Source organism: Clostridium sp., from assembly GCF_047718555.1.
GTDB lineage: Bacteria > Bacillota > Clostridia > Clostridiales > Clostridiaceae > Clostridium_I.
In genome coordinates, this window is sequence record NZ_JBDNRK010000023.1 from 1 (window position 1) to 25,063 (window position 25,063).

Consider the following 25,063-nt stretch of genomic DNA (forward strand, 5'->3'; position numbering starts at 1 on the left):
GAATCGCTTTCGCTGTGTGCGATGGGAGTATTACGGATGGTAGTCATCGGATAAACTTATAATTTAAAATATATAATTGATATAACGGTAATTCCCCACAATATTACATTAAGCAGAAATGGTATATCCTTTTGAAAAACATCTTCTGGCTTTCCTCCTATATTGCGTTTCATCATCAAATATTGATATCTAAATATTCCATAGAGTACAAATGGAATTGTAAGCATCATTGTTCTACTTTGTATAGAACTGAAGGTATAAAGACAATAGGCAATGAGAATACTTGGAGTTACTATAGTGAGCATATTTTCTATGAGATCCACTGAATATTCATCTAATATCTTTCGATGATCACCGCTTTTATCTTTTAATGTTATAATTTCACTTTTCCTTTTGTTAAGTGCCATAAACAAGGAAATCAAAATTGTACATAAAATCATCCATGGAGATAACTGTACATTAGTTGCAACACTGCCGCTTTCAACTCTAAGTACAAATCCAAAAGTTATTATCATAACATCTATTATAACTATATTTTTTAATTTAAAAGAATATAATATATTAATGATAAAATAAAGTGAAAATACGATTAATAATTTTGAATCTATTTTATAGCATATAGTAAAGACCAAAATAAGCAGAATAATCTCTACTATTAGTGCCTGTAATTTCGTCACTTTTCCACTGGCAATAGGCCTATTTTTCTTTTCAGGATGTTGTTTATCTTTATTTACATCCACCAAATCGTTTAATATATATACACAGGAAGATACTAAACAAAACATTGCAAAAACAAAAATATTTATTATAAATATATGTGTATTGATAAATTTGCCAGAAAATATCATTGCTGCAAAGACAAAAAAGTTCTTTATCCATTGTTTAGGTCGCATAAGTTTGAATATCTGCTGAAAATTTAAGTTAATCATTGGTTACCTCCAAGAATTATTAGGCATATAAAAATGAATAAGCAGAAAATACGCCAGCATATTGGCTAGTTATTTTTTGAAGCTGCCTCAAATACATGCAATTTATAATTTAACATATTTAATAAATAAATAAAAGGACTTGAAGAATAATACCAAGCCCTTTTGTTAAAATATTCAATAAAAAAACTTAAACTTCCCCTATCTAGGTTGCACAATAAGCTTTATGGCTGTTCTTTCTTCACCATCTATTTCAATATCCGTGAAGGCTGGTATACATACTAAATCTATTCCACTGGGAGCTACGAAACCTCTTGCAATAGCTATGGCTTTGATAGCTTGATTTATTGCACCAGCTCCGATAGCTTGTATTTCTGCAGCTCCTCTTTCTCTTAGTACCCCTGCTAGAGCGCCTGCTACTGAATTTGGACTTGATTTTGCTGAAACTTTTAATACTTCCATAATAACCCTCCTAAAGTTCAATTAAAAATAGTAATTTTAGATATTCAAACCTATAGGTATATTATTCTACATGGTATAAAAAATTCCTTTAATTTTTACAAAAATTAAAGGAATTTTTATTACAGCCAAAATTTTCCTCTATAAATATAGAGGAAAATAATAATATATATTTATTTTGCATATTCTACTGCTCGAGTTTCTCTTATTACATTAATTTTAATTTGACCAGGATACTCTAATTCACTTTCTATTCTCTTAACAATATTCCTTGCCATTTCTGATGCTCCTGCATCATCAACACTTTCTGGTTTAACCATTATTCTAATTTCTCTTCCAGCCTGAATGGCATATGACTTTTCTACACCTTCGTATGAGTTTGAAATTTCTTCTAACTTCTCCAAACGTTTTATATATGCTTCTAAAGTTTCTCGTCTTGCACCAGGCCTTGCAGCAGATATAGCATCTGCTGCTTGAACAAGTATAGCTTCAAGTGATTGAGGATCTATATCACCATGGTGAGCCCCAATTGCATTTACTATAACAGAAGATTCATGATGCTTCTTTGCTATTTCAGAGCCAATTAAAGCGTGAGGCCCTTCTATTTCATGATCTACTGCTTTTCCTATGTCATGTAGTAAACCTGCTCTTTTTGCAAGGGTTGGATCTATACCAAGTTCAGATGCCATAAATCCAGCTAAGTACGATACTTCTACAGAATGCTTTAAAACATTCTGGCCATAACTTGTTCTGTACTTTAATCTTCCTAAAAGTCTTATAAGTTCTGCATGTAAACCGTGAACACCAGTTTCGAAAGTGGCTTGCTCGCCTTCTTCTTTTATATTGCTCTCTACTTCTTTTTTAGCTTTTTCAACCATTTCTTCAATCCTAGCAGGATGAATTCTACCATCCAATATTAATTTTTCTAAGGCTATCCTTGCAACTTCTCTTCTTATAGGATCAAAGCCAGAAAGTATGACTGCTTCTGGTGTATCATCGATTATTAAATCAATTCCTGTAAGGGTTTCCAAGGCCCTAATATTTCGACCTTCTCTTCCAATTATTCGACCTTTCATCTCATCATTAGGTAAAGACACAACATAAACTGTTGACTCTGCTACATGATCTGCAGCACATCTCTGTATTGCACAAGTTATAATTTCTCTAGCCTTTTTATCGGCTTCTTCTTTAGCTCTTGTTTCCATTTCCTTAATCATAACTGCTGATTCATGTTTTATTTCTTTACGAACTTCTTCAAGTAACAATTCCTTTGCTTCTTCAGAACTTAGATTTGAAAGTCTCTCAATTTCTTTCCTTTGGTTTTGATATAATTCTTCAATGCTCTTTTCCTTTTCTTCCATTGCACTTTCACGTGCGTTTAAATTATCTTCTTTTTTCTCAATTAGTTCACTCTTTTTATCTAGAGCTTCTTCTCTTTGAATATTTCTTCTTTCTAATCTCTGGATTTCAGATCTTCGCTCTCGTGATTCTTTTTCAAAATCAACTCTGAGCTTGTGAACTTCATCCTTTGCTTCTAAAATGGACTCTTTTTTCATCGATTCAGCTTCTCTGCTAGCCTCATCCCTTATATTTTTTGCATCTTCTTCAGCTTTAGATATTTTAGCCCAAGAATATTTTTTTCTAATATAAAGTTCAATTATAACCACCAGAATTACCAGTACAACGACAATTATCATCCAATAATTAATAAGTCCCATTGCCGTAAAACACCTCCTTTGCTTATATAGCTTCATAAAATTGTAAGAATGAAAGCTTTGAAAAGGTGTCATATTTATTCAATTGGCAATCATTTGAATATGCTAAACCAGTATTTGTATTTAAATTAATTGTATATTAATTTAAGATTGCTGTCAAGTTTATAAAATTCAACTATGTTAATTTTAAATAAAATTAAATTATTGCTTAAAATTAGCACTATAAAAATTATTTTAATAATTTTTATAGTGCTTTTATTATATTTAATATGAATAAAAATTATACACTTTATAGTGTTAAGCTTTAGATAATTTTTTATCCTTTTCCAGCTTTTCATCTGTATCATCATCAGTAACAGACTTTGATTTTTTTATAGGCAGCTCATTTTTTTCTCTTATTTTAGTTTCTATTTCAATTTCTATATCTGGATTTTCTTTTAAATACTGTTTAGCATTTTCTCTACCTTGACCAAGTCTTACCTCTCCATAGGAGAACCAAGCACCACTTTTTTGAATTATTTCTTCTTTAACTCCAACATCAACGATATTTCCTTCTTTTGAAATTCCCTCATTATACATTATATCAAATTCAGCCTGCTTAAATGGAGGCGCTATTTTATTTTTTATTACTTTTACTCTAGTTCTATTACCAATTATTTCATCACCCTGCTTTATAGAATCTATTCTTCTAATGTCCATTCTCACTGAAGCATAGAATTTTAAAGCTCTTCCACCGGGAGTTGTCTCTGGATTTCCAAACATAATTCCAACTTTTTCTCTTAATTGATTTATAAATACAACTACACATTTTGATTTGTTTATAGCTCCTGCAAGCTTTCTAAGGGCTTGAGACATAAGTCTTGCCTGAAGACCAACATGTGAATCTCCCATTTCACCTTCTATTTCAGCTTTAGGAACTAAAGCTGCAACAGAATCTACTACTATTACATCTATTGCATTAGACCTTACAAGGGCTTCAGCTATTTCTAGAGCTTGCTCTCCAGTATCTGGCTGTGAAACTATTAAATTTTCCGTATCCACACCAAGTCTTCTTGCATAAGCAGGATCTAAAGCATGTTCAGCATCAATAAAAGCAGCAGTACCTTCTGATCTTTGAGCTTCTGCTATAATATGAAGGGCTACTGTAGTTTTACCAGAGGATTCAGGGCCATATATTTCTATAATTCTACCTCTTGGTACTCCGCCTATTCCCAATGCTATATCTAAAGATAAACAACCCGTTGATATTGAATCTACATCCAACACACTATGTTCTCCAAGTTTCATAATAGAGCCTTTACCAAATTGTTTTTCAATTTGTCCTAAGGCAGCTTCTAGTGCTTTAAATTTTTCATTATCCATATAAATCCCCTAAGGGGTTCACCAACCTTTCATTCGCATCGAACATTTGTTCTGATTCAATTATATAATAAATTTTACACAAGGTCAATACTATAAATAAAGTTCCTGTAAAAAACAGGAACTTTATTTATAGTAAAATTATGGACACAATCAATTTTTTTATTCATTTATCTGATCTTATAATTTCTCGATTTTTTACAAAATAGTCTATACCAGAAATTATAGTAATTATAACAGCTAAAAACATAGTTATATTAGTTAGGTGCTCAAATAATGATACCAAATCCACAGGGAAATAATTATGTAGAAAACTAATATGGCGTATATTTAAATTTATCAGCGCACATACAATAGCAACAATTTGTATAACAGTTTTTATTTTTCCCCACCAACTAGCAGCTAATACAACGCCTTCTGCAGCAGCAATTGATCTAAGTCCAGTAACTGCAAACTCCCTTGCAATTATTATAATAGCAATAAAGCTGCTTAGTATATGAAATTCTACTAGAGATACTAAAGCAGCAGATACTAAGAGCTTATCTGCTAAAGGATCCATTAATTTTCCAAAACGTGTTATTTGATTTCTGCTTCGAGCTATATAGCCATCTAATTTATCTGTAAGAGCAGCTATAATAAAAATAGTAGTGGCAATACTTCTACCATAAGGAATGCCTCTCACAGCAATAAAAATCAAAAAAACAGGAACTAAGATTATTCTTATTACAGTTAGTTTATTAGCAAGATTCATCACATACAACCCCTATTAAATCATATTCTAGACTGTCTATAATTTTTACGTTAATAAAATTACCTATATTTAATATTTTATCACATTTGAAAAAAATTTCACCATCTATTTCCGGAGCCATTTCATAATTTCTTCCATACCAAAAGTCATTATCATTTTTTCCCTCTATAATGGCCTTATATACTCTACCAATTTTTGCCTTATTTAAATTCTTTGATATTTGCTGTTGAATTAGCATTAATTCTTCCTGTCTCTGTTTCTTTACATCTTCATCTATTTGATTTGCCATATAAAAAGCTTCCGTTTCTTCTTCTCTTGAGTACATGAAAACTCCTAATTTATCAAATTTAATGTATTTAATAAATTCCTTTAATTCCTCAAAGTCTTCCTCTGTTTCCCCTGGAAAGCCTACAATTATTGATGTTCTTAGGCATATATTTTTTATTCTATTTTTTAAATTTAATATTGACTTAGTTATCTCTTCTTTTTTTGTATGTCTTTTCATTTTTGTAAGTACATTATTGCTAATATGCTGTATTGGTATATCTATATATTTACATACTTTGTCGTTGGTAGAAATTTCAGCTACTAATTCATCTGTTATTTCTTCAGGATAGCAATAGAGTATTCTTATCCATTGAATAGATTTAATTTCACCAATTTTTCTAAGAAGTTCAGGAAGCATTTTTCTATTGTAAATATCCAATCCATATCTTGTAGTATCCTGAGCTACAAGTATTATTTCTTTAATACCCTGTGCACCCAGTTCAATACATTCCTCAATAATATCTTCCATAGTTCTGCTTCTATATTTTCCTCTAATTTTAGGAATTATACAATAGGAGCAGGAATTATTACAACCTTCAGATATTCGTACATAAGCACTAAATGATCCAGTAGTTACAATTCTTTTTCCCTCATTTATATTTTCATCACTATAATTACATAAACTTTGTTTTTTTCCACCATCATTAAAAAAATTTCTAATAGCCTGATTAAGTTCATTATAATCATTTACCCCAAGAATTAAATCTAATTCAGGCATTAAATTTAATAATTCATTCCCGTATCTTTGTGTTAAGCATCCAGTAGCTATAAGCATTTTGCAATTATATTTATTTTTATATTCTGCCATTTCTAAAATAGTGTCTATAGATTCTTGCTTTGATGCTTCAATAAAGCCACAAGTATTTACCAAAATTATATCAGCTTTTTTAGGATCATTTACTATTTCATAATTGTCTTTAATATCCCCAAGTATAGTCTCTGAATCAATTCTATTTTTATCGCAGCCTAAGCTTATCAGTCCAAAATTTAATTTATTCACATGAAATCCTCCTACGTAATTATCAACACTACTCATTTTATAGCTAAAAATTTAATTTCACAAGAGAAATTTTTATTACAAATATTACCTGGGAAATATTATAAATTCCCTATTTCCTCTTTAGTTACTAAAATATTCCTAGGCTTACTTCCATCTCTTTTTGATATAATCCCCTTCTCTTCTAGTTGTTCAACAATTCTAGCAGCTCTATTATATCCTATTCTCAGTTTTCTCTGTATTAATGATGTGGAGGCTTGATCTGCTTCCACTACAATTTTTATGGCTTCATTTAATAATTCATCTTCATCTGATGATTTAGAATCTGATGCGTTATTATTTATTTCCTCAATTATTTCTTCTCTATATTCAGATTTTGGATTTTGATTTTTAATAAAGTCTACAACTTTTTCAACTTCTTCCTCAGATATAAAGGCTCCTTGTATTCTTAAGGGTTTAGATTCCCCTACTGGATAGAATAACATATCACCTTTACCTAAAAGTTTTTCAGCTCCAGCTGTATCAAGTATTGTCCTGGAGTCTATTTGACTGGATACCGCAAAAGATATTCTGGAAGGAATATTTGCTTTTATTACTCCTGTAATAACATCTACAGAAGGTCTTTGAGTTGCAATAACTAGATGCATTCCCGCTGCTCTAGCCATTTGAGCTAACCTTCCTATGTAATCTTCTACATCATTTGGACATACCATCATTAAATCTGCAAGCTCATCAATTATTATAACCACCCAGGGCAATTTATTATCTATTCTACCCTTATAAAATAATTCATTATATCCCTCAATATTTCTCACACTATTATCAGCAAATATTTTATATCTTCTTGTCATTTCATTTACAGCCCAGCTTAGGGCACCTGCTGCCTTTTTGGGATTAGTTACTACAGGAATCAAAAGATGTGGTATACCATTATATATACTAAGCTCAACTACTTTTGGATCAATCATAAGTAATTTAACATCATCTGGCAGGTATTTATATAAAATACTTATGATTAGAGTATTAATACATACACTTTTACCTGAGCCAGTAGCACCTGCAATAAGCATGTGAGGCATTTTACTTAAATCTGATACAACACAATTTCCACCTATATCCTTACCAAGACAAAAGGCCAATTTGTATTTTGTATTGATAAAGGCCTCTGATTCTATAACTTCACGTAAACATACAGGGGTTAAGTCCTTATTGGGAACTTCTATTCCTATAGCTGCTTTTCCAGGAATTGGAGCCTCTATTCTCACACCAGCAGAAGCTAAATTTAGAGCTATATCATCAGCTAAATTCACTATTTTACTTACCTTCACTCCTGCGCTTGGCTGAAGCTCGTATCTAGTTACAGACGGTCCTTTTGTAACTTGAATTACTTTTGCATCTACCCCAAAACTATTTAAAGTATCTGTTAATTTTGTTGCACTTGTTAGAAGCTCTTTTTTATCACTTCTCTTTAATTTACTAAGTTCATTTTCCTTTAGAAAATCTATGGTTGGAAGCTCATAATCACCATTAATACTTTGAATTGAATTGTCTTCAATTTCTTTTTCAAGTTCTTCACTTATATCCTTTGCAGGATCTTTTTTATCATTACTATCCTTTATTTCAATTTCAGATTCAGAAATAGACTTATTTTCATTTACAGGAGAGGCATTTTTTAAAAAATCCATAACTTTTATCTTATTTAAAGCACCTTTTACAATATTATCATTATCTTCTTCTACAATATTGTATTCTTCCACTCTATCAGAACTATTTCTTTTATTATTCTTAAGGATGAGAAGAGTTTTTTTTAAAGCATCTCCCAATGATTTTTTTGATATAAGTACAAAAGAAACTATGTAAATGCAGAAGAATAACACATAACATCCTTTACCAAATAATTTTAATATTGGAATATCTATCATATAAGAAATTACTCCACCATGGATTGTGTTATCAGTATTATATATTTTTTTAACACCTTCCAAAACTTGTCCATTAATATAATAATCATTTAAATTTATCATTGTAATAATAAGAAGAGTATTTATTATAAAAAGAATGATTCCAAAAAACTTTTTATTATATCCTATATTTCCTCTTTTAACCATATAACCTATACCGATTATTATTAAGATAAAGGGAAAAACGTAGGAACCTATACCTATTATAGTAAATAATAATTTTCTCATTCCCTGTCCCAATATACCACTTGTATTAGTGAAAAAGAGACTGAATACTATAAATATACCGAAGCATATTAATACAACACCTGCAATATCGCTGTTTAAAGTTGAATTTTCATTTGAAGTATTATTTTTTACATTTCTTCTCCTTGGCAATGAATTCACCTCCAATTGTTTATTCTACATTTATGGCAAATATCCTTTTTATCTAATAAATATTATTTTGAAAATAAATAAATTAACCATAGGAAAAGTGCCTATGGTTGTTGTTTTTGAATCATTTGTTCTAATTTTTCTAATGCTTCTTTTATACCACCAATATCATCTATTAGTCCATAGTCTACTGCCTGATTTCCAATAAGTATAGTCCCCATATCGTTTAATAATTCATCACTCTGGATCATTAATTTTTTAATGGTATCTTTATCTATTTTTGAAGTTCTTGCAATAAATTCAATTATTCTCTGCTGCATCTTATTAAAATATTCAAAGGTTTGAGGCACTCCAATTATAAGACCATTCATTCTTATTGGATGAATAATCATTGTTGCACTTGGAGATATAAAAGAATAATCTGCAGCAGTAGCTAATGGAACGCCAATAGAATGACCTCCTCCAATAACCAATGAAACAGTAGGCTTACTCAAACTTCTAATCATTTCGGCTATAGCAAGACCTGCCTCAACATCGCCACCCACAGTATTTAAGACAATTAATACCCCTTCTATAGTTTTACTTCGCTCTATTGAAACCAATTGAGGTATTACATGTTCATATTTAGTTGTTTTAGTTTGAGGAGAAAGAACTGTATGGCCTTCAACTTGACCTATTATAGGTAATACATATATTCTTTCGTCTTCTTCCGGTAAATCATTAACCCCTAACTCTTTTACATCTTCAAGCTGTTCATTATTCTCTTTTTTTTCATTTTTCTTATCTTTAGTCTTGCTCATAAATATCACTCCCAGTCTATAAATATTTTGTACATATAGACTGAAATGTATACATTATTTAATATAATATTATAATTGAGATTTTTTTAAATCATTATCCTCTACATCTATTATTATAGTCCTAGTTCCTATTTTTTTTACATATTGCCAGGAAACTTCTAAAAAATCACTTTTATTAAAAAAGCTTAAACCAGATCTATTCTCATTTAGGATCAATAATTTCATATTCCCATCATCATCTATTATTATATCATTGTTTGAAAGAGCAGCATATTTTTCACCATCATTTACATTGATAATTTCATATTTTTCAATTTCACTATATAGTTTAATATTATTTAAATCATTATTCAAAATAATCACCTCATAAATATAAAATTTTTATAGAATCTATATCCTATATATAAAAGCTATGATTATTTTAAAGAAGTAATTACAATATAAATTGATTTAAAAAAATAATTTATTAAAAACTTGTATAAACAGAGTTCTTAGTATCAGTATTTTTGATACTTAGAACTCGTTATCCAGGGACATAGCCACTCTTTACTCCAACTTTACGAAAAGCGGTAGGAGTATTAGAGTGGCTAGTCATCGGACAAAAATAAAAAGGCAATGCTGCCCTTCTATTTTCACTGTTCATCTTTAGCTTCTTCAGGTTTAGATTCTGCTATAGCATCTTTTCTTGAAAGATTAATTCTTCCCTGATTATCTATTTCAGTTACTTTTACTAATATTTCATCCCCTGTAGATACTATATCTTCTACCTTATTTACTCTACTTACATCTAGTTTTGAAATATGGACAAGGCCTTCTTTGCCAGGCAATATTTCTACAAAAGCCCCAAAATTAGTTGTTTTAGTGACTTTACCCAAATATATATCTCCAGGCTTTACATCCCTAGTTAAGTCATCTATCATCTTAAGTGCTTTATTGGCACTTTCACCATCATTTGACATAACAAAAACCTTTCCGTCATTATTAATGTCAATTTTCACGCCAGTTTCAGCTATAATCTTATTGATAGTCTTTCCACCAGCACCAATAACATCTCTAATTTTATCAGGATGTATATTTATAGTATAAGCTCTTGGAGCATAAGGAGATAATTCCTTTCTAGCTTCTGGAATACAATCATTTATTTTTTCAAGTATTGTAAGTCTAGCCTTTCTTGCACCAGTTATGGCCTGCTCTATACAGTACTTTGAAAGTCCATGAATCTTTGTGTCTACTTGAATAGATGTTATTCCTTTTTCTGTACCAGCCACTTTAAAATCCATATCACCAAAGAAATCTTCAAGTCCCTGTATATCTGTAATGACCTTTTCTTCTGATAAATCCTCGCTAGTTATAAGCCCCATAGCTATACCAGCTGCCGGTCTTTTTATTGGAACCCCAGCATCTAAAAGAGCTAAAGTGCTTCCGCAAACACTAGCTTGGGAAGTTGATCCATTTGAACTTAAAACTTCTGAAACTAATCTTATAGTATAAGGAAATTCTTCTTCTGAAGGAATAAGAGGTTCTAAGGCTTTTTCTGCCAGAGCTCCATGGCCGATTTCTCTTCTCCCAGGTCCTCTTAAAGGCTTAACTTCGCCTGTGGAATAAGATGGGAAATTATAGTGATGCATATATCTTTTTGATTCCTCTGTTCCAAGACCATCTAATATTTGAACATCCCCAAGTGCACCTATAGTAGCTACAGTCATAACTTGAGTTAGTCCTCTTGTGAATAAACCAGTTCCGTGAGTTCTTGGTAATATACCTACGTCACAGCTGATTTTTCTTATTTCATCAAAACCTCTTCCATCAGGTCTTCTATTTTCATGCAACAGCATATTTCTGACAATTCCCTTTTGTATTGAATATACAACTTCACCTATTTCAGCAGTATTATCTGGATATTTTTCGCTAAACTCCTCTTGGAGCTTTTCATTTATGCCCTTTAACACTTCGCTTCTTTTATCTCTATCAGTGATATACATAGCTTCTTTTAACATATCAAAGGCAAAGTTTTTTATATCCGCTTCCATAGCTTCGTCAGCTTTGTGCAATTTAGGCTCAATTTTTTCTTTTCCAAATTGTTTCATTGCTTCTTCCTGAAAACCTACAATTTCCTGGCAGGCATTAAATGCAAAATCTATAGCATTAATCATAACATCTTCAGGTATTTCATCTCCGCCTGCCTCAATCATCATGACTCTTTCTTTTGTTGCACATACAGTTAAATTTAATATACTCTCTTTTCTCTGCTGATCAGTTGGATTTAATATAAATTCATTCTCAATCATACCTACTGATACAGTAGCAACAGGTGTTGTAAAAGGAATACTTGATAAACATAGTGCCATTGATGCACCGTTCATAGCCAATATATCTGGCACATTATCTTGCTCAACAGATACTACTGTACACACAATTTGAACATCATTTCTATAACCTTTAGGGAAAAGTGGTCTTAATGGTCTGTCTATTGCCCTAGCATGTAATATAGCTTTTTCTGACGGTCTTCCTTCTCTTTTTATAAAACCTCCAGGTATTTTTCCTACAGAGTACAATCTTTCCTCATATTCAACACTTAATGGAAAGAAATCTATACCATCTCTAGGGGATTCTGAAGCATTGACATTTACTAAAATAACAGTTTCTCCATAACTCATAAAAATGGCACAATCTGAGAGCATACCTATTTTACCAAACTCCACCTTCATTTTTCTGCCTGCAATGGTAGCTTCAAGTACGTGATTCATACATCTACCTCCTTTAATAAATAGCAATGTATTATATTATATATTATTGTAATAATCAAAATTTTATATGTACCAAAACACTGGAAAATAAACAATACATGAGAAGTACACCCTGAATATCTTGTATCATGTATGAAAGCTTATGTAATAATGCCATGAAAGCATTCTACAAACACAGTATAACACAAAATAAACCAATACTGACCACTATTATTTTCTTAAAATGCTCATAGCACTAAAATAATAGAGCGGTTTAAACCGCTCTATTAGATTATTTTCTCAATCCAAGTTTTTTAATAATAGAACGATATCTTTCAATATCTTTCTTAGTTAAGTAATTTAGAAGACCTCTTCTTTGACCTACCATCATCAGAAGACCTCTTCTTGAATGGAAATCTTTTTTATGAATTTTCAAATGCTCATTTAAGTGATTTATCTTTTCAGTTAGTAGAGCTATTTGAACTTCTGGAGAACCAGTATCCCCTTCATGTCTGCTATGTTCTTTAATAATAGATTCTTTTGTCAATTTATCCATTTTGACACCTCCAAAATATTATCCCCTTATTCCAAGAATATCGTCGGTCAATCAATAATCTTAGAAAAAGGTTACTACACTAAATTATATCAAATTGAAATTAAATTGTAAATGTATTTTTACAATTTAATTTCAAAATTTCTCAATTTTGCAAATTTTTTATCTTTTTCTAGCTGTTTTTTAAGTTCTTCTAGTGAATTAAATTTTTCTTCATCTCTTATTCTATTTATAAAATATACTTTTATATTTTTATTATATATATCAGCATTAAAATCTAATATATAAGTCTCTATAGTTAATTCATTTATACCAACAGTTGGATTTGTACCTATATTAGTTATACCTTTATACATTTTTCCTTCATATTTAACTAAAGTATAATAAACTCCTCTTTTGGGAATGGCAAAGTCTTTGTTGTATTCTAAATTTGCTGTAGGAAAACCAATAGTTCTTCCCAATTGTTTACCATATATTACTTTTCCTTTAAGCATATATGGCTTTAATAACATATTATTTGCATCCTCTATTTTACCATGGCTAATGGTATCTCGTATTCTAGTACTGCTAATTACAGCTTCATTATATTCAATGGGGTTTATTATATACAATTTAAAATTATACTTTTCACTTAATTTCTGAAGCAATTTAATATCTCCAAGATTTCTATGACCAAATTTGTAATTAAAACCAACTACAAGCCCTATAGGATTATAGCATTTAATCATATTAACTATAAAATCCTCAGGAGACATTTTCATCATTTCCTCATTGAATGAAGCAAAATTGACTATATCTATACCTAATTCTTCTAAAATTTCAGCTTTAGTATTATTATCCATTATAAGTTTTGGAACTTTATTTCTATCAATTACAGTTAAGGGATGGTTTTCAAAAGTATTTACCATACTTTTAACATTATTGCTTAACTTAGATAGTTCCAATACTTTATTAATCAATGTCATATGTCCTTTGTGAAGGCCATCAAAGCTACCTAATGCTATAAAAGTATTATATTTTAATTTTGTTTTGAAATTATCCTGTAAAACAATCATAATAAATTACTCCTAAGTTAATAATTTAACCATTTTAAATCCAACTTCATTTTTCATACCTATGCCAATAAATTTTTTATTTTTTAGATAGATTCTGCACAATTCTTTATCTGGAATATTACTTATTAATAAAGAATTTTTAATTGTAACACCATTTATAAGTAGTTTCTCTAAATCCTCATTAAAATATATTTCTTTATACCTTTGCAAAGCGGTATCCATGGAAATCAAATGATTCTCTAAATTGTCTTCAGTTAAATCCTCTATACTAATAGAATTTTCCTTTGTAAAAGAACCTGTAGCTGTTCTTTCCAAACTCCACATTAAGGCACCACATTCAAGCTTTAGACCTATATCATTACAGAGACTTCTAATATATGTTCCCTTAGAACATTTAACTTTAAAGTGTACATAGGGTATTTTAATTTCTGTAATATCTATATCATATATAGTTATTTTCCTACTATCACGTTCTATTTCAATACCTTTTCTTGCTAAGTCATATAATCTTTTTCCACCAACTTTTAATGCTGAATACATAGGTGGGACTTGATCTATAACACCTATAAAGGAATGTATAACATTAAGTATCTTCTCTTCTGATACATTCACATCATTAACTTTAGTTACTGTACCTTCTTTATCATAAGTATCACTAGTAAACCCAAGCTTTAAAATTGTATCATATACTTTAAAGTCATCCATTATATAATCAACAAGTTTTGTCGCCTTTCCAAGGCAAATAGGTAAAACACCTGTAGCTAAAGGATCCAATGTACCTGTATGTCCAACCTTTTTCATTTTACTTAATTTACGTACCATTCTTACCACATCAAAAGAAGTTATACCAGTAGTTTTATATATATTAAGTATACCATCCATTATATCAACTCTTTTTCTAGTTCTTTTACAATCACTTTTTCCACTTCTTCAATATTACTATCTATTATTTTTAGGCCTGCAGCTCTTATATGTCCACCACCGCCAAATTTTTCGGCTACTTTTCTTACATCAATGTAATTCTTTGATCTTAGACTAACTTTAACTCCATCTTCTGTTTCCTTCAGGAGAACAGCAGCTTCCACACTATCAATCCTTAATCCAATAGAGATAACTTCAGCACTATCACATTCTTCAATTCCCACTTTACTAAACATATTCTTAGTAAGTTTCATTACACAAATACTTTTAGTATTATCAAGATATAAGCTATCAATTACCATACCCTGAAGTTTTATTATTTCAAATTTTTTGTTATCAAATATTTTTCGATGTACAGAACTAAAATCCAATCCAGTATTTATTAAATTACCAGCAATTAAATGTGTATTATAGGTAGTATTTGAATGTCTAAAGGAGCCTGTATCTGTTAATATTGACGTATATATACATTCAGCAATTTTAGTATCTATATTTATGTTCATTTTTGTAAGCAATTCATAAATTATTTCTCCAACAGAAGCTGCTTTGGTATCTACATAATTCAAATCTCCATAATGTTCATTTGATAGATGGTGATCTATATTTATTACTGTAAATTTTTTATTATTAAAATCTATATCACAATTCAGTCTAGCTACATTTCCACAATCAAGTGCCACTAAACAGTCTACATTAGAGGGTACATTTTTAACACTGCCATCTATTTCACTACTGAAGTTTAAAAAAGAAAAAGTCTCAGGTATAGTCTCCTTACTAACTATAGATATATCCTTGTTTATTGATCTAAGTCCGTTAAGCAAAGCCAAGGAACTCCCTAAAGAATCACCATCTGGAGATTGATGAAAAGTAACAAAAATTTTGTTACTTTTCATCAGTACATTAATAATTTCATCAATTATCATTTTTACTGGTCTCCTTTAGCTTTTCAAGAATAGAATCTATATGCATTCCCTGTTCAATAGAATTATCAAGTTCAATAATTATTTCTGGTGTCAATCTTAAACTGACTTTATGACCAACTTCTCTTCTTATAAAACCTGCACTTTTTTTGAGAATATTTAAACTTTCAGTCTTTACCTTGTCATCCCCAAGTATACTTACAAACACCTTTGCATATCTTAAATCCTTAGTAACTTCCACTTTAGTAACGCTTATAAGTGTATTAAGCCTTGGATCTTTTATTTCATTTTGAATAATACTGCTGACAGCCTTTTTTACTTCTTCATTAATTCTTCCGCCTCTGTATTTAACCATAGAACTCTCCCCTTTGTCTTATAATTCTTTAGGCTTTATTTCTTCCATAGCGAATACCTCAAGAATATCTCCTTCTTTTATGTCATTAAATTTATCTATTGTAAGACCACATTCATAACCTGCAGCAACTTCCTTAGCATCATCTTTAAATCTCTTAAGAGATCCAAGCTCTCCTTCAAGGATTACTATACCTTCTCTTATGATTCTAATGTTGCTGTTTCTTGTAATTTTTCCATCAAGTACGTAACATCCTGCAACAGTTCCTATACTGGATATTTTATATACTTGCCTAATTTCCACTTTACCTACTATAACTTCTTTAAATTCTGGCTCAAGCATACCTATCATTGCTGCTTTAATATCATCAAGAGCATTATATATTATTCTGTAAGTTTTTATGTCTACATCTTCTTTTTCAGCAGCATTAGTTGCATTAGTATCAGGTCTTACATTAAAGCCTATTATTATGGCATTTGAAGCACTAGCAAGAGTTACATCTGTTTCTGTTATAGCCCCAACAGCTCCATGAATAACCCTTACTTTTACAGATTCTGTAGAAAGTTTTTCAAGGGATTGTTTTAAGGCTTCAATTGATCCCTGCACATCAGCCTTAATAATGATATTAAGCTCCTTAACCTTTCCCTCTTGTATTTGACTATATAAATCTTCTAAGGACACTTTATGATTTGAGTTTAAAGAAGCAGTTCTAAGTTTTTCTTTTCTCTTTTCTGACATAGTTCTTGCAGTCTTTTCATCTCTGATTACATTGAATTTATCTCCAGCAGATGGTACCTCTGAAAGACCAAGTATTTCAACTGGTATTGAAGGACCTGCTTTTTTTATCTTTTTACCATTGTCGTCAAACATAGCCCTTATTCTTCCATAAGTTGAACCAACTAAAATGGAATCTCCTACATGTAGAGTACCATTTTGCACTAAAAGAGAAGCTACTGGACCTCTTCCTTTATCTAATTTAGATTCAATTACAGCACCTTTAGCTTTTCGGCTTGGATCTGCTTTTAATTCTTGAATTTCTGCTGTTAATACTATCATCTCAAGTAAATTATCTATACCTTCTTTAGTTCTTGCTGAAACTGGAACACATATTACATCTCCACCCCAATCTTCAGCAACAAGACCATGTTCAGTAAGTTCCTGTTTCACTTTATCAGGATTAGCACCTGGTTTATCAATTTTATTTATAGCCACAATTATTGGTACATTTGCAGCTTTGCAGTGATTTATAGCTTCTTTAGTTTGAGGCATTATACCATCATCAGCAGCAACTACAAGTATAACTATGTCTGTAATTTGGGCACCTCTGGCTCTCATGGCAGTAAAAGCTTCATGACCAGGTGTATCTAAAAAAGTTATACTTTCACCATTTATGTTAACAACATAGGCACCAATGTGTTGAGTAATTCCACCAGCTTCTGTCTCTGTTACTTTAGCTTTTCTTATAGCATCTAATAAGGAAGTTTTACCATGATCAACATGACCCATTACGGTAACAACTGGTGGTCTTTTTTCTAATAATAGATCATTATCTGCTTCACTATCTATTTCGGCAAATTCATTATCATCCTTATCTTCTTTAAGCATGGCAATAACATTAAATTTTTCACATAATTTTTCAGCTGTTTCAAAATCTATTTCCTGATTTATAGCTGCCATAACTCCCATAAACATTAATTGTTTAATAACTTCTGACGTTGGACTTCCTATCTTCTCTGAGAGTTCTTTTACAGTTATTGTCTTATCTATCTCAATAATAATCTCATCTTCTGCTGTTTCTTCATTAGTAATTTTGTCTGATTCATATTCTGACTTCTTATTTTTATTCTTTTTGTGTTTTACTTCCTTTATGCTGTCATTTAAAATCTCTTCATATTCTTCCACTATATTATCTTTTTTTTCTATAGCACTCTCAGCAAAATCTCGTTTATCATTATCAGCGAAAAATTCTTTTATAAGTTCAGCATCTTCATCATCTATTGTACTCATATGATTCTTAACTTCTATGCTAAACTCCTCTAAAAGTAAATTTATTAAATCCTTACTAGAAATATCTAACTCTTTTGCCAATTCATGAACTCTTATTTTTGACAAATCAGTCACCCCCGATTATATTTTTTTCTGCCACAACTCTAAAAGTTTTTTACTCATATTTTTATCAGTAATACAAAGTATATTAATTTCCGGCCTTCCTAAAGCATCACCTAGTTCTTCCTTAGTAAAATATTCAATAATTTCCGTATGAAATCTACTGGCGTATGTATTAAATTTGTCCTTTGTATTTAAAGATGTATCTACTGAAATTATTACAAGTTCTGAGTTTCCAGCCTTTATTGTTTCCTCGCATTTGTTGTAACCTTCTCTTAGCCTTCCAGACTTTTTCACAAGACCTAAAAATTTCAAAAATTTATCCTTCTCCATTTATAATCTCATCCTTTAGTTTTGAATAGATTTCATCACTAATATCTGTTTCAAGACTTTTTGAAAGCCTCTTTGCCCTTACTGACTTTTCGAAACACTCTATATTCTTACAGATATAAGCGCCCCTGCCAGCCTTTTTACCTGTAAAATCTATTGAAACCTCTCCTTCTTTAGTTCTAACAATTCTTAGCAGTTCTTTTTTAGGTTTCATTTCCATACATCCAGTACACATTCTTTTAGGTATTTTTTTTATAACCATAATAAACACCTCTATTCTTCAATAGATTTATTCAGACTTTCAACTTGTGCTTTATTTTTAATGTCTATTTTCCAACCTGTAAGTTTAGCTGCAAGTCTTACATTTTGCCCCTCTTTGCCTATTGCTAATGAAAGCTGCCCTTCATCCACAATAACTTTAGCATTTTTATTATCTTCATCAATAGAAACATCAATTACCTTTGCTGGACTTAAAGCATTTGCTATGTATTCTTCTGGAAGTTTGCTCCACTTAATAATATCGATTTTTTCATTTCTAAGCTCATCAACAATATTTTGAACTCTGATTCCTTTAGTTCCAACACAGGCTCCCATAGGATCTACATTTTCATCATTGGAATAAACTGCTATTTTAGTTCTTGAGCCAGCCTCTCTTGATATTGACTTTATTTCAACTATACCCTCATAGATTTCAGGGACTTCTAATTCAAACAATCTTTTTACAAGCCCTGGATGAGTTCTTGAAACAACTACCTGAGCGCCTTTGGTTGTATTTTTTACTTCAACAATATATAATTTTATCCTTGTATTGTATACATAATCCTCTCCAGGTATTTGTTCATTTGGACTCAATACAGCCTCAATTTTACCAAGATCAACAAGTACATTACCCTTATCTTTTCTTATTACAGTTCCTGTAATAATATCAAATTCTTTTTCGGAGAACTCATTATATATTATACTTCTTTCAGCTTCTTTGATTCTCTGCACAACAACTTGCTTTGCAGATTGAGCTGCTACCCTTCCAAAAGTTTTTGGTGTAACTTCTATATCAACCAAATCTCCTATTTGATATCTAGGATTTTTAAGCTTTGCTTCTTCTAAAGATATCTCGTTTATGTCGTCAAAAACTTCCTCCACAACAGTTTTTTGAGAATAAACATGAATATCTCCCTTTTCCCTATCCATAGTAACTTTTACATTGTGTGCATTTTCTGCTATTTTAGCATAATTCTTTTTGTATGCTGCTACTAATGCATCTTCAATTGTAGAAAATAATAGATCCTCACTTATACCTTTCTCTTTGACAATTTCCCTTAATGCACTGATAAATTCTTCATTCATTTCTATTTAAACCTCCTCAAGCTCCCCTTTTAAAATAATTTTATCAATAATATCTCTAGGTATTGACAAATCAATGTTTTTATAATCAATTATAATGTTATTTGAATTAAATTTAATAAGTTTTCCTTCAAATTTTCTTTTTCCTTCATACAATTTATTTAAATTCAGACTAATAGTTGAATTTAAATATTTATTTAAATGTTCATCTGTAAAAATAGTTCTAAATATACCTGGAGAAGATACTTCTAAATAATAGCTATCTAGTATGGGATCTTCTTCATCTAAAATTTCGCTTATTCTTCTACTTACTTTCTCACAATCATTTAAACCAATTCCATTTTTATTATCTATATATACTCTAAGATAATTTTCTCCATCTTCTTTTACAAACTCCAAATGATAAAATTCATAACCTAATTCCATAACTACAGGTTTAAACAAATTTATTAAATTATTGATTAAGTCCTCATTTTCCAATTAAATTCCCTCCTTACCAATATCTTTTGCATTTTTCCTATAATATATTTATCCCATAAACAGCTGATGTGCTATTTCATTTTTTTATGTATATATAACAACGATAAAATTTAGCCCTATTAATGAAAAACGCAACTATAGTTGCGCTTACAAATAGAAAGAGCGGGCTTTTATCCCACTCTTTTGCAAAAATTATAAGTAAAAGATTACCTCCAATCATTCTATCACAACAAATTCTTAATTTCAATAAAAAAATTAATATTAGAATTTTGAATATGACTTAATCTAACTTATCAATTTCCTTTATAAGTTCCTCTACAAGATATTCTTCCTTAACCTTTTTTATAATTTTACCTTTTTTAAATATAAGTCCCTCTCCTTTGCCACCTGCTATACCAATATCAGCTTCTCTTGCTTCCCCAGGACCATTTACAACGCATCCCATAACGGCTACCTTAATATCTTTCTCACAATTCTGAAGTTTATCTTCTACCTCTTGTGCAATTTTTATAAGATCTATTTGAGTTCTACCACAAGTTGGACAGGAAATGAATTGTATTCCCTTTGAAAGGTATCCAATAGATTTTAATATTTCCTTTCCCACCCTAATTTCTTCTACAGGATCTCCAGTTAGAGAGACTCTTATAGTATCTCCAATGCCTTCACATAAAAGAGTACCTATACCTATACTGGACTTTATAGTTCCTCTCCAAATAGTACCTGCCTCTGTTACCCCTACGTGTAGTGGATATTTTACTTTTTCTGATATTTTTCTGTAACTATCAATCATCATCATTACATTAGAGGATTTTATGGATATTACAATATCATCAAAATTTAAATTTTCAAGTATATTAACATGATTTAAAGCACTTTCCACCAGTGCATCTGCACATACTTTTTTATATTTACTTAATAAGTCTTTTTCAAGAGAACCAGAATTAACCCCTATTCTAATGGGAATGCTTCTTTCTTTTGCAGCTTTAGCCACCATTTCAATTTTATCTACACTACCAATATTACCAGGATTTATTCTAAGAGCAGAAACACCATTTTCTATTGATTTTAGGGCTAATCTATAATCAAAATGTATATCGGCTACTAGTGGTATGTGTATCTTATTAACTATGGATTTTATAGCTTCACTTGCTGCTTCATCTGGAACGGCACATCTTATTATGTCACACCCAGTAGCTTCTAGTTTTAAAATTTGATTTACCGTGTCTTCTATATTTCTAGTATCTGTATTTGTCATAGACTGAACTGTTATTTTATTATTACCGCCTATATATATATTACCAACTTTAACACTCTTAGTATCTACTCTTTTCATTTGTATCAACTCCTAAAAATTAACAGGGAAAACTATATCCTTTATGATTATAAGCACCATAAATGCCATTAATATAGTAAATCCAATTGTATTAATAAAACTTACTTTATTCTCATCTACTGCTTTACCTGTTACTATTTCATATAGGCATACTAAAACATAGCTGCCATCTAAAGCTGGAAAAGGTACTAAATTAAGTATTCCCAATTGTGAACTAAGGAATGCTATTATGGTTAAAAGTGGTATAAGTCCAGCTATAGCCGCTTGACGGGTTATCTTTATTATTGTAACAGGACCTCCTACATCATTTATAGAAGCTCCACCTGTAAATAATATTTTAAAACTAAGGAATACTTGCTTTATCATGGATACAGTCTCCCTAAAGCCATAGCCAATGGATTGCAAAATTGTTGGAGATGTAATTGCAGTAGGATACACTCCTACTATACGGGTTTTGGTTTCTTTATCTACTATGGATTGCAGTGTATATTTCTTTAACGTACCGCCTTGTTTTACTGTTAAATTTATAGGTTTATCCTTTGCAAGGCCTACCCCTACGGCAAAATCCTCCCAAGTTAATATTCTAGAACCATTTATACTTATCAATTGATCTCCTGACTTAATTCCTGCTGTCTCAGCTGGACTACTTGGAACAGTTTTATCTACAATAGGTAAATGAAAGCCTCCTAAAGAACCTATTAAAGAATATAGGATAATAGCCAATATAAGATTCATAACCGGTCCAGCAATTACTATGCTGAGTCTTTGAAGTGGAGATTTATTATTAAATGCTCCTGGCGCATCACTTTTTTCTTGATCTCCAAGCATTTTTACATATCCACCAAAAGGTAATATCCTTATAGAATATTGAGTTTCTTTTCCTTTAATGCCAAATAGCTTTGGTCCCATACCAATAGCAAATTCTTCCACAACTACACCATTGAGTTTTGCCAATGTGAAGTGGCCAAGTTCATGTATTAAAATTAACACACCAAAGGCAATTATTGCAGCTATAAAATACAAAAATATCCCTCCTAAACATTGTATTTTTTATTTACATAACTTCTTACTCTTATATCCGTATCTAAAATAATATCTATATCTATATCTCTCCTGTATTGAAACTTTTCCAGTGAGTCCTCTACAATATCTTCAATTCCAAGAAAATTAATTTTATTCTTTAAAAACAATTCTACGGCCACCTCATTAGCGGCATTTAAAATTGTAGGTAAATTACCTCCCTTTTTTCCAACTTCATAAGCAAGTTTTAAACAACCAAAAGTATCCATATCAGGCTTTTCAAAACTTAATTTGTCTAAACTGTAGAAATCCAATTTATCTATTATCCTTTTACCTCTCTTAGGGTAATTCAAAGCATATTGTATTGGAAGTCTCATATCAGCAGCAGCCATTTGAGAAAGTACAGTTCCATCGCAGTATTGAACCATTGAATGAATTATACTCTGCGGATGCACTACTACCTCAATATCTTCATATGGAACATTGAATAACCAATGCGCTTCAATTACTTCCAGTCCCTTGTTCATTAAAGTAGCTGAATCAATAGAAATTTTATTTCCCATATTCCACTTTGGATGTTTAAGGGCATCCTCTGGAACTATTTTAGTAAGTTCATCTCTTCTTTTTCCCCTAAATGGTCCTCCAGAAGCTGTAAGTAATATCTTGCTTATGTCACTACTATTATTACCCTTAATGCATTGAAATATTGCACCATGTTCTGAATCAACGGGTAATATATCCACCTTATGTTCAATAGCCTGATTTATAACTATACTTCCACCAACTACCAAGGTTTCCTTATTTGCTAAAGCGATAGTCTTACCTGCTTTTATAGCTTCAACAGTTGGTACAAGACCTATCATTCCAACTACAGAAGTTACAACTATATCCACTTCTTTTAAAGTTGCCGCAGAAATCAATCCCTTAAGCCCTGTTAAAACTTCAATATCTTTATTGTGTTCAATACAATATTCCCTTACCTTTTCAGCTGCAACATTATCCATTAATGCTACTAATTTAGGACTAAATTCATTTATTATTTCTATTATTTTAGAATAATTTTTATTTGCTGTCACAGCTAATAATTTAAAGCTATCCCCATCATTTTTCAGAACGTCTAAAGTTTGAATTCCTACAGAGCCTGTAGCTCCTAATATTGAAATATATTTCAAAAAAAATCTCTCCCCACTATGACAAAATGATTTCTCTTACAGTCAAAACATATATTGGTGCCATAATTAAACCTACTATTCCAAATACCGTTCCACCTATATATATTGAAAGAAGTAATAGCAATGGATGTATTTGCAGTTTTGTGCTCATAAACTTAGTTTCCATTATTTGTCGATTAAATTGTAGTAAAATATATAGAAATATTAATCCTAGTGCTATTATGTATTGTTTTAAGTAAATTTTATAAATTATTAATGGAAGAAATATTAAAATAGTTCCAACATAAGGCAATATATCTAAGGCACCACATAATATTCCTAAAAAAATAGCACTATCAATTTCTAAAATAACAAAGCCAAAAATTGTTTGAATAGAAGTAAGCAATACCAGTATAGCTTCAATAGAAATCATTTTTTTAATATCTTGTATTTTTTTATTTATAAGTATTAATTTTTCTGCTGTTATTAACTTTTCAGTACTTCTTACTATAGCATATTTATCCACTAAAATAAAGTAAACAGATATAGTACTAACGAAATAGGATAAAATGCTATCAGTAGTGTATATTGCCCCTTTTTGAATAACCACACTATAAAAATTATGAAATAATGATAGCTTAGCGTTTTCTATTACGTCCTGAATTTTAAAATATTTAATTACCTCAATTTTGCTGTCTAGATCATCCAGAGTGAAATTGTTAAAAACATTAATAAATAAATACCTAATCTTTTCAAATACAAAATTACCACTATAAATTATCAGTATAAAAAACAAAAGATTTATTAATATAATTGTTATAATTGCATTTAATCTCTTATTAAACACTTTATATTTACACATAAAATTATAAACAGGTGTTGAAAATATTAATAAGGCTATAATGCTTAAAAATGGTTTAAAATAATTTTTTATTAGTACTGTGACAATTATAAATATTAGCAAAAGTAGTAGGCAGTTAATCAATTTTTTATATTTTTCGTACAATTTCACATCTCCACATTATTGCTAGACCTATAGAAATAAGAAAACATGTCCCAGTATTTTACATCACATTGAAAAATAGTTTTCACAAAAATATTTATA

The 25,063-nt window shown here is 30.4% G+C and carries 24 protein-coding genes; all 24 read right to left on the reverse strand.

Features of this window, described 5'->3' with window-relative positions:
* Positions 1-56: 56 nt before the first annotated feature.
* Positions 57-929, reverse strand: a complete 873-nt coding sequence (locus ABF633_RS10745; protein WP_415523709.1) for a decaprenyl-phosphate phosphoribosyltransferase — start codon at positions 927-929, stop codon at positions 57-59.
* A 198-nt stretch (positions 930-1,127) separates the two neighbouring features.
* Entirely contained in the window at positions 1,128-1,388 is a 261-nt protein-coding gene (locus ABF633_RS10750) for a stage V sporulation protein S (protein WP_003442288.1), read from the reverse strand.
* 170 nt (positions 1,389-1,558) lie between these two features.
* Positions 1,559-3,103 carry a ribonuclease Y gene (gene rny, locus ABF633_RS10755; RefSeq protein ID WP_415523710.1) on the reverse strand — a complete coding sequence of 515 codons (1,545 nt, stop codon included), beginning with the start codon at positions 3,101-3,103 and terminating at the stop codon, positions 1,559-1,561.
* A gap of 294 nt (positions 3,104-3,397) precedes the next feature.
* Positions 3,398-4,462, reverse strand: a complete 1,065-nt coding sequence (gene recA / locus ABF633_RS10760; RefSeq protein WP_415523712.1) for a recombinase RecA — start codon at positions 4,460-4,462, stop codon at positions 3,398-3,400.
* 163 nt (positions 4,463-4,625) lie between these two features.
* The gene (pgsA, locus tag ABF633_RS10765; RefSeq protein WP_415523713.1) at positions 4,626-5,210 is read right to left on the reverse strand and encodes a CDP-diacylglycerol--glycerol-3-phosphate 3-phosphatidyltransferase; all 585 of its coding nucleotides are present in this window, start codon (positions 5,208-5,210) and stop codon (positions 4,626-4,628) included.
* Positions 5,197-6,537: a 30S ribosomal protein S12 methylthiotransferase RimO gene (rimO, locus tag ABF633_RS10770; RefSeq protein ID WP_415523714.1), complete on the reverse strand. Its 1,341-nt coding sequence runs from the start codon at positions 6,535-6,537 to the stop codon at positions 5,197-5,199. Before rimO ends, pgsA begins: the two co-directional genes overlap by 14 nt.
* Positions 6,538-6,635: 98 nt before the next feature.
* Positions 6,636-8,873: a DNA translocase FtsK gene (locus ABF633_RS10775; protein ID WP_415523715.1), complete on the reverse strand. Its 2,238-nt coding sequence runs from the start codon at positions 8,871-8,873 to the stop codon at positions 6,636-6,638.
* A 101-nt stretch (positions 8,874-8,974) separates the two neighbouring features.
* Complete coding sequence (locus tag ABF633_RS10780) at positions 8,975-9,670, reverse strand: ClpP family protease (protein ID WP_415523716.1); 696 nt, start codon at positions 9,668-9,670, stop codon at positions 8,975-8,977.
* Positions 9,671-9,739: 69 nt separating this feature from the next.
* Entirely contained in the window at positions 9,740-10,024 is a 285-nt protein-coding gene (locus ABF633_RS10785; protein WP_415523717.1) for a YlmC/YmxH family sporulation protein, read from the reverse strand.
* Between the two features lie 278 nt (positions 10,025-10,302).
* Positions 10,303-12,417: a polyribonucleotide nucleotidyltransferase gene (locus ABF633_RS10790; RefSeq protein ID WP_415523718.1), complete on the reverse strand. Its 2,115-nt coding sequence runs from the start codon at positions 12,415-12,417 to the stop codon at positions 10,303-10,305.
* A 271-nt stretch (positions 12,418-12,688) separates the two neighbouring features.
* Positions 12,689-12,952, reverse strand: coding sequence for a 30S ribosomal protein S15 (gene rpsO / locus ABF633_RS10795; RefSeq protein WP_415523719.1), 264 nt, complete (start codon positions 12,950-12,952; stop codon positions 12,689-12,691).
* Positions 12,953-13,071: 119 nt separating this feature from the next.
* Positions 13,072-14,004, reverse strand: a complete 933-nt coding sequence (locus ABF633_RS10800) for a bifunctional riboflavin kinase/FAD synthetase (protein ID WP_415523720.1) — start codon at positions 14,002-14,004, stop codon at positions 13,072-13,074.
* Between the two features lie 12 nt (positions 14,005-14,016).
* Positions 14,017-14,886 (reverse strand): tRNA pseudouridine(55) synthase TruB, encoded by an 870-nt coding sequence (truB, locus tag ABF633_RS10805; protein WP_415523721.1) that lies wholly within the window; start codon positions 14,884-14,886, stop codon positions 14,017-14,019.
* Complete coding sequence (locus tag ABF633_RS10810) at positions 14,886-15,848, reverse strand: DHH family phosphoesterase (RefSeq protein WP_415523722.1); 963 nt, start codon at positions 15,846-15,848, stop codon at positions 14,886-14,888. Before ABF633_RS10810 ends, truB begins: the two co-directional genes overlap by 1 nt.
* A complete protein-coding gene (gene rbfA / locus ABF633_RS10815) occupies positions 15,838-16,200 on the reverse strand; it encodes a 30S ribosome-binding factor RbfA (protein WP_415523723.1) in 363 nt (120 codons plus the stop codon). The genes ABF633_RS10810 and rbfA overlap by 11 nt, the downstream gene beginning before the upstream one ends.
* A gap of 18 nt (positions 16,201-16,218) precedes the next feature.
* Positions 16,219-18,309, reverse strand: coding sequence for a translation initiation factor IF-2 (gene infB, locus ABF633_RS10820; RefSeq protein ID WP_415523724.1), 2,091 nt, complete (start codon positions 18,307-18,309; stop codon positions 16,219-16,221).
* A gap of 15 nt (positions 18,310-18,324) precedes the next feature.
* On the reverse strand, positions 18,325-18,636 hold the full coding sequence (locus ABF633_RS10825; protein WP_415523726.1) for a ribosomal L7Ae/L30e/S12e/Gadd45 family protein: 312 nt from the start codon (positions 18,634-18,636) through the stop codon (positions 18,325-18,327).
* Positions 18,623-18,895 (reverse strand): RNase P modulator RnpM, encoded by a 273-nt coding sequence (gene rnpM, locus ABF633_RS10830; protein ID WP_415523727.1) that lies wholly within the window; start codon positions 18,893-18,895, stop codon positions 18,623-18,625. The genes ABF633_RS10825 and rnpM overlap by 14 nt, the downstream gene beginning before the upstream one ends.
* An 11-nt stretch (positions 18,896-18,906) precedes the next feature.
* Positions 18,907-19,977, reverse strand: coding sequence for a transcription termination factor NusA (nusA, locus tag ABF633_RS10835; protein WP_415523728.1), 1,071 nt, complete (start codon positions 19,975-19,977; stop codon positions 18,907-18,909).
* A 6-nt stretch (positions 19,978-19,983) separates the two neighbouring features.
* Complete coding sequence (gene rimP / locus ABF633_RS10840) at positions 19,984-20,454, reverse strand: ribosome maturation factor RimP (protein ID WP_415523729.1); 471 nt, start codon at positions 20,452-20,454, stop codon at positions 19,984-19,986.
* A gap of 280 nt (positions 20,455-20,734) precedes the next feature.
* Positions 20,735-21,787 (reverse strand): flavodoxin-dependent (E)-4-hydroxy-3-methylbut-2-enyl-diphosphate synthase, encoded by a 1,053-nt coding sequence (ispG, locus tag ABF633_RS10845; RefSeq protein WP_415523730.1) that lies wholly within the window; start codon positions 21,785-21,787, stop codon positions 20,735-20,737.
* Positions 21,788-21,799: 12 nt separating this feature from the next.
* Complete coding sequence (locus ABF633_RS10850; protein WP_415523731.1) at positions 21,800-22,810, reverse strand: M50 family metallopeptidase; 1,011 nt, start codon at positions 22,808-22,810, stop codon at positions 21,800-21,802.
* A gap of 11 nt (positions 22,811-22,821) precedes the next feature.
* Positions 22,822-23,979, reverse strand: a complete 1,158-nt coding sequence (locus ABF633_RS10855) for a 1-deoxy-D-xylulose-5-phosphate reductoisomerase (RefSeq protein ID WP_415523732.1) — start codon at positions 23,977-23,979, stop codon at positions 22,822-22,824.
* Positions 23,980-23,995: 16 nt separating this feature from the next.
* Positions 23,996-24,970: an AI-2E family transporter gene (locus tag ABF633_RS10860; RefSeq protein ID WP_415523733.1), complete on the reverse strand. Its 975-nt coding sequence runs from the start codon at positions 24,968-24,970 to the stop codon at positions 23,996-23,998.
* Between the last annotated feature and the right edge of the window lie 93 nt (positions 24,971-25,063).

Bases quoted from the DNA above. Each gene is read 5' to 3' on its own strand.
- ABF633_RS10800 (WP_415523720.1), bottom strand. From the start codon at position 14,004: ATGATTGTTTTACAGGATAATTTCAAAACAAAATTAAAATATAATACT.
- ABF633_RS10810 (WP_415523722.1), bottom strand. From the start codon at position 15,848: ATGATAATTGATGAAATTATTAATGTACTGATGAAAAGTAACAAAATT.
- ABF633_RS10780 (WP_415523716.1), bottom strand. From the start codon at position 9,670: ATGAGCAAGACTAAAGATAAGAAAAATGAAAAAAAAGAGAATAATGAA.
- truB (WP_415523721.1), bottom strand. From the start codon at position 14,886: ATGGATGGTATACTTAATATATATAAAACTACTGGTATAACTTCTTTT.
- ABF633_RS10750 (WP_003442288.1), bottom strand. From the start codon at position 1,388: ATGGAAGTATTAAAAGTTTCAGCAAAATCAAGTCCAAATTCAGTAGCA.
- ABF633_RS10745 (WP_415523709.1), bottom strand. From the start codon at position 929: ATGATTAACTTAAATTTTCAGCAGATATTCAAACTTATGCGACCTAAA.
- pgsA (WP_415523713.1), bottom strand. From the start codon at position 5,210: ATGAATCTTGCTAATAAACTAACTGTAATAAGAATAATCTTAGTTCCT.
- ABF633_RS10825 (WP_415523726.1), bottom strand. From the start codon at position 18,636: ATGGAGAAGGATAAATTTTTGAAATTTTTAGGTCTTGTGAAAAAGTCT.
- nusA (WP_415523728.1), bottom strand. From the start codon at position 19,977: ATGAATGAAGAATTTATCAGTGCATTAAGGGAAATTGTCAAAGAGAAA.
- rpsO (WP_415523719.1), bottom strand. From the start codon at position 12,952: ATGGATAAATTGACAAAAGAATCTATTATTAAAGAACATAGCAGACAT.
- rbfA (WP_415523723.1), bottom strand. From the start codon at position 16,200: ATGGTTAAATACAGAGGCGGAAGAATTAATGAAGAAGTAAAAAAGGCT.
- rnpM (WP_415523727.1), bottom strand. From the start codon at position 18,895: ATGGTTATAAAAAAAATACCTAAAAGAATGTGTACTGGATGTATGGAA.
- rny (WP_415523710.1), bottom strand. From the start codon at position 3,103: ATGGGACTTATTAATTATTGGATGATAATTGTCGTTGTACTGGTAATT.
- ispG (WP_415523730.1), bottom strand. From the start codon at position 21,787: ATGAAAAGAGTAGATACTAAGAGTGTTAAAGTTGGTAATATATATATA.
- ABF633_RS10790 (WP_415523718.1), bottom strand. From the start codon at position 12,417: ATGAATCACGTACTTGAAGCTACCATTGCAGGCAGAAAAATGAAGGTG.
- recA (WP_415523712.1), bottom strand. From the start codon at position 4,462: ATGGATAATGAAAAATTTAAAGCACTAGAAGCTGCCTTAGGACAAATT.